At 74.8% G+C, this 5,140-nt stretch carries 5 protein-coding genes; 3 read left to right on the top strand and 2 right to left on the bottom strand.

The annotated features are described in order from the left end of the window. Both B4M60_RS05900 and B4M60_RS05895 read right to left on the bottom strand, forming a co-directional pair. On the bottom strand, positions 1 to 800 hold an 800-nt coding region (locus B4M60_RS05900), incomplete at its 3' end, for a chloride channel protein (protein ID WP_291081198.1). A gap of 10 nt (positions 801 to 810) precedes the next feature. Beyond that, a complete protein-coding gene (locus B4M60_RS05895) occupies positions 811 to 3,132 on the bottom strand; it encodes a DEAD/DEAH box helicase (RefSeq protein ID WP_291081197.1) in 2,322 nt (773 codons plus the stop codon). A gap of 248 nt (positions 3,133 to 3,380) precedes the next feature. Here B4M60_RS05895 and B4M60_RS05890 point away from each other — a divergent pair, with 248 nt between their 5' ends. The 3 genes from B4M60_RS05890 (at position 3,381) to B4M60_RS05880 (ending at position 5,097) form a co-directional block, all read left to right on the top strand. Continuing rightward, a complete protein-coding gene (locus tag B4M60_RS05890) occupies positions 3,381 to 3,584 on the top strand; it encodes a cold-shock protein (protein WP_291081196.1) in 204 nt (67 codons plus the stop codon). A 90-nt stretch (positions 3,585 to 3,674) separates the two neighbouring features. After that, positions 3,675 to 4,262: a hypothetical protein gene (locus B4M60_RS05885; protein WP_291081195.1), complete on the top strand. Its 588-nt coding sequence runs from the start codon at positions 3,675 to 3,677 to the stop codon at positions 4,260 to 4,262. Positions 4,263 to 4,311: 49 nt separating this feature from the next. Next, positions 4,312 to 5,097 (top strand): NRDE family protein, encoded by a 786-nt coding sequence (locus B4M60_RS05880; RefSeq protein ID WP_291081194.1) that lies wholly within the window; start codon positions 4,312 to 4,314, stop codon positions 5,095 to 5,097. Positions 5,098 to 5,140: the final 43 nt, after the last annotated feature.

Below are 5,140 nucleotides of genomic sequence, written 5' to 3'. Positions count from 1 at the left end.
GAGAGCGAGTCGGACGCGTCCAGGAAGAGGCGGATCAACAGGCTGTACCCCACGCCCAGCAGCGACACGAGGCCCCCGAACACGACGAACACCGGCAGCGCGGAGAACGCGGGCTCCGGCACGTCGAGGATCCTGAAGTCCGGTTCGTCGCCGAGGACCACCCGACTGCACATCACCGCGGTCGAGACCGCCGCCATGGTCCACAGCACGTACCGGAGCCTGATCGAGTGCGCGATCTCCTCCAGGCAGAACACGGCGCCCCCGAGCGGGGCGTTGAAGGCCACCGCCAGGCCGGCGCCGGACAGGGCCGACTGCATGACGCGGACCTCGTCGCGGGTGGCGCGCGCCACCCGCGCGCACCACGCCCCGATGGCGGCGCCCATGTGGACGGTCGGCCCCTCACGGCCCAGCACGAGGCCCCCGAGCCCCATCGAGAGGAGCCCGCCGATGAACCGGGCGGGCAGGACCCGGCCCGGGGGTGGTTCGCTCTCCCCGCGGTCGACGGCCTCGACGTGCTGGATGCCGCTGCCCGCGGACAGGGGGATCCGGGACGCGATCACCCCGGCGGCACCGGCGGCCACCGCGGACACCACGACCGGGACCACCCAGCCCGCGCCGCCCAGCTCGTGGGACCACTCGACGATGTCCAGCCGCAGGTGGTCGGCGCGCACGAGGAGCCACCGGAACGCGCCCCCGACGAATCCGGTGATCGCCCCGGCGACCACCGCGAGGACCGTCATCCCCACGAGCACGCGCGTGGTCGCGTCGCCGGGTGAGTCGTCTGGGGAACCGTGCGTCACGGACCTGAACCTAGCCGAGCTGCCCCACGACCTCGGCCAGCAGCGCGATCGCGCCCGGCTTGGAGAGCGGGTCGTTGCCGTTTCCGCACTTGGGGGACTGGATGCACGACGGGCAGCCGGTGTCGCACTCGCACGCGCGGATGGCGTCCAGCGTCGCCCGCAGCCACGAGTGGGCGCGGCGGAACCCGCGTTCGGCGAACCCGGCCCCGCCCGCGTACCCGTCGTAGACGAACACCGTGGGCAGGCCCGTGTCCGGGTGCAGTGCCGTGGAGACGCCGCCGATGTCCCAGCGGTCGCAGGTCGCCACCAGCGGGAGCAGGCCGATCGCCGCGTGTTCGGCGGCGTGCAGCGCGCCCGGCCAGTCCGCCTCCTCCAGCCCGGCCACCCGCAGCAGCTGCGGGGTGAGGGTGTACAGGACCGCGCGGGTGGGCAGGACGGTCTCGGGCAGGTCGAGGGGCGTCACGTCGAGGATTTCGCCGCCGCGGAGACGGCGCTGGTAGCCGGTCACCCTGGCGGTCACCTCGACCCGGGCGAGCGACAGGGTCACCGGACCCGCGGTCACGGTTTCGAGGGTCTCGATCAGGTCGATCGACACCTGCTCCCGGGCGGAGGTCGTCCACTCCGGTTCCTCCGGGTGGCACAGCGCGAGCCCGTCCTCCAGGTCCAGCTCGTCCACGACGAAGGACTCCCCCTGGTGCAGGTACAGGGCGCCCGGGTGGACCTGCGAGCGGGCGCGGACGGAGTCGATGGTGCCGAGCATCCGGCCGTCGACCGCGTCCACGATCACCACCTCCGCCCCGCCGGTTCCGCGGATGTCGACCTCGGCGTGCGGGGTGTGGTCGTCCGCCGCGGGGTACCACCCGGCGGGCCGGCGCCTGATCAGGCCGCGGGTGGCGAGGTCCTCGAGGACCTCCGTGGCGCCCCAGGCCCGGGCCTCCTCGTGGGACATCGGGCGTTCGCTCACCGCGCACCGCAGCTGGCCGGCCAGGAGCACGGGGTTGCGGGGGTCGGTCACGGTGGCCTCGACGGGCCGGCCGAGCAGGGCCTCGGGATGGTGGACGAGGTAGGTGTCCAGGGGGTCGTCGCGGGCGACCAGGATCACCAGGGCGCCCTGGCCGCGCCGCCCGGCCCGGCCCGCCTGCTGCCAGAACGAGGCGATGGTCCCGGGGAAGCCCGCGCTGATCACGGCGTCCAGGCCCGAGATGTCCACCCCCAGCTCCAGAGCGGACGTCGAGGCCACGCCCACCAGCTCGCCCTCGGCGAGCCCTCGCTCGAGGCGGCGTCGGTCCTCGGCCAGGTACCCGGCGCGGTAGGCGGCGATCCGTCCGGCCAGCTCCCGGCCCCGCGCGCCGTGGTCGGACACCAGGCGCTCGCGGGCCCGGAGCGCGGTGGACTCGGCGCCCGCGCGGGACCGGACAAAGGCGAGGGTCCGGGCGCCCTCGGCGACCAGGCCCGCCATGAGTGTCGACGCCTCGACGGGGGCGGGTCGCCGCACGGGGGCACCGTTCTCGCCGGCGAGCCCCTCCATGAGCGGGGGTTCCCACAGCGCGACGGTCCGTCCGCCCTGGGGGGAGGCGTCGTCGGTGACCTCGGCGCACTCGCGCCCGACGAGGGTGGTGGCGGCCGCGCCGGGGTCGGAGGTGGTGGCCGAGGCCAGCACGAAGGTCGGTTCGGCGCCCAGGGCCCGCGCGAGCCGGTCGAGGCGCCGGAGGACCAGCGCGACGTTGGAGCCGAACACGCCGCGGTAGGAGTGACACTCGTCGACGACGACAAAGCGGAGCCCCCGCAGGACGCGCGTCCACTGGCGGGACCGACCGAGCAGGGACAGATGCAGCATGTCCGGGTTGGTGACGATCCACCGTGAGTTCTCCCGTATCCACGGGCGTGCATCGGTGGGGGTGTCGCCGTCGTAGGACGCCGGGGCCACGTGGGAGAGTCCGGGCACGGCGTCGACCAGCGACACCACCGACGACAGCTGGTCCTGGCCCAGGGCCTTGGTGGGGGCCAGGTACACCACGCACGCGTTCCGGTCGGCGGCGAGCGCGCTCAGCGCGGGGAGCTGGTAGCCGAGGGATTTCCCGGAGGCCGTGCCCGTGGCCACCACCACGTGACGGCCCGCGTAGGCGTGCTCGGCGGTGTCCACCTGGTGGGCCCAGGGCTGGTCCACGCCTCGGCCGCGGAGCTCCCGCACCAGCCCCGGGTCCGCCCACGCCGGCCAGTCGGCGTATCGGGCCTCGCGGGCGGGGAGATCGACAGTGTGGGTGACGGGGGACGCCCCGGCGGGAAGCTGCTCGAGCAGGTGCCCCAGGAGTTCGCGCCCGTATGTCGTCACCCCTCGACCGTAGGGGACGGGTTCCGGGAGTGCAGGGTGGGGACGTGGCCACGGCGCCGGGCCCGGGGAGGTGGGCGCGAGCGCCTTCCGACCGACCTGCGCGGACGTGTTCTCCGGGCGCGGTTCCCGTGGTCTACTTGTCTCGGTCGCCGCCTCCGCCCCCGGGCCTCCCGCGGGCGGTCGACGACCCGGCGCGCGTGGACATCCCGCGAGTCGCACCTGGCAGTACGGAAAAGGAACGCAACAACATGGCACAGGGCACCGTCAAGTGGTTCAACGCGGAGAAGGGCTACGGGTTCATCGCCCCCGAGGACGGCTCCGCCGACCTCTTCGTCCACTACTCCTCCACCGAGGGCAGCGGCTTCAAGTCGCTCGAGGAGAACCAGCGCGTCGAGTTCGAGGTCGGCGAGGGCCAGAAGGGCCCGCAGGCGCAGGAAGTCCGCGCCATCTGAGCATCGGCGGATCGATCCGGCCGGGGCCCCCGCCGCCCGTCGCGGTGGGGGCCTCGCCGTGTGTCGGGGGTCGACCGTAGGCTCGGCACCGTGACGCAGCTGTCGTTCTTCGCCGCGGACGAGCACGTCCCCGACCCGACGGACCTCGAGGGCGCCCTCGCCGCCCGCGGTCAGTCCACCCTCGCGGGCGACCTCGCGCAGGTGTCCGTGGTGCTGGACTCCGCCTGGCGCGCGGACGCGCTGATGACGCTCCTGGGCGAGGGGAGTCTCGACCCGGTCCGGTCCGGGACCGGACCGGACGGCCGGTGCACGGTGTCCACCGCGCGGTGCGCGGAGCTGGCCCCGGTGGTGCGGCGGTGGCGACGAGGCGCTGTCACCGCCGTGCCGGAGGGGTGGATTCCGACGGCCGGCGCCCTGCGGGTCTGGGTCCTCACCGCCGGCACGATCACGGACAGCGGAGCCGTCGACCTGGGGATCGACGCGGGCGTCGAGCACCACGCCCCCCGGCGCGCGGCTCTGGGCGAGGCACTGGCGAGGGCCGGGATCCGCTCGACGTACGTCGGGCCGCGGGGTGGCGGTCCGCTGCTGCGGCTGGGGACGGCCCGCGCCCGGTCGCGGCTGGCGGAGGCGATCGGAGCGGCCCCCGTCGGGGTGCCCCCGGCGGCGTGGCCGGGCTAGGACCACCTGGTGTTGCGCCGGATCGGCCGGTGCGGAAGTCTTCGGTGACATGTGCATGCTCGTGGTCGCCCGCCGGGTCCACCCGCGCTACCCGCTCATCGTGGTGGCCAACCGGGACGAGGTCCTCGACCGGCCCACCGAAGCGCTGCACGACTGGGCGGGCGACGGGGGGAGCGCGGCGGGGATCGTCGCCGGCCGCGACGAGACAGCAGGGGGCACCTGGCTCTCCCTCGCCCCGGGTGGGAGGTTCGCGGCCGTGACGAACGTGCGCGAGGGCGGCCCCGCCCGTCCGGCCCCTGCCTCGCGCGGCGAGTTGCCGGTCGAGGCGCTGACCGGGCCGGTGCCCGCCTCCGAGTTCGCCCGGCACGTCGTCGACGATCTGGACCGGTACGGTCCCGTCAACCTCCTCGCCGGGGACCTGGACGAGTTGTGGTGGGCGTCCAACCGCTCGACGCGGGGGCCGATGCGCCTGGGGACCGGGGTCCACGGCCTGTCCAACGCCGCGTTGGACACCCCGTGGCCCAAGGTGGCGGGGGCGGTGCAGGACGTGCGGGCGCTCATCGGCGCGGAGAGGATCTCGGGTCCGGACTGGTCGGGCCCCCTGCTCGACCTGCTCGCCGACCGACGCAGGGCCCCGGTGCGGCACCTGCCCCGCACGGGCGTGCCCCTGCGCCACGAGTGGATGCTCTCCTCGCGGTTCGTCCGGATCGGCCGCTGGTACGGCACCCGCTCGACGACGGCCGTGCGCATGGACCACCACGGCACGATCGACGTGGTCGAGCGAACCTGGGATGCCCGCGGACGCGTCACGGGGACGGTCACCGCCCGGATCTGAGGCGGTGACCGCCCGCTTTGTCAGGTCGGACGCGGTCAGGTCG

The organism is Dietzia sp. UBA5065, assembly GCA_002415925.1.
GTDB lineage: Bacteria > Actinomycetota > Actinomycetes > Mycobacteriales > Mycobacteriaceae > Dietzia.
Note: the sequence above shows the minus strand (reverse complement) of the source record. Positions and strands in the feature narration are given on the sequence as shown.

What these genes read in the sequence shown, in the direction of transcription:
- B4M60_RS05880 (WP_291081194.1), top strand. Translation starts at nt 4,312, where the DNA reads ATGTGCATGCTCGTGGTCGCCCGCCGGGTCCACCCGCGCTACCCGCTC.
- B4M60_RS05890 (WP_291081196.1), top strand. Translation starts at nt 3,381, where the DNA reads ATGGCACAGGGCACCGTCAAGTGGTTCAACGCGGAGAAGGGCTACGGG.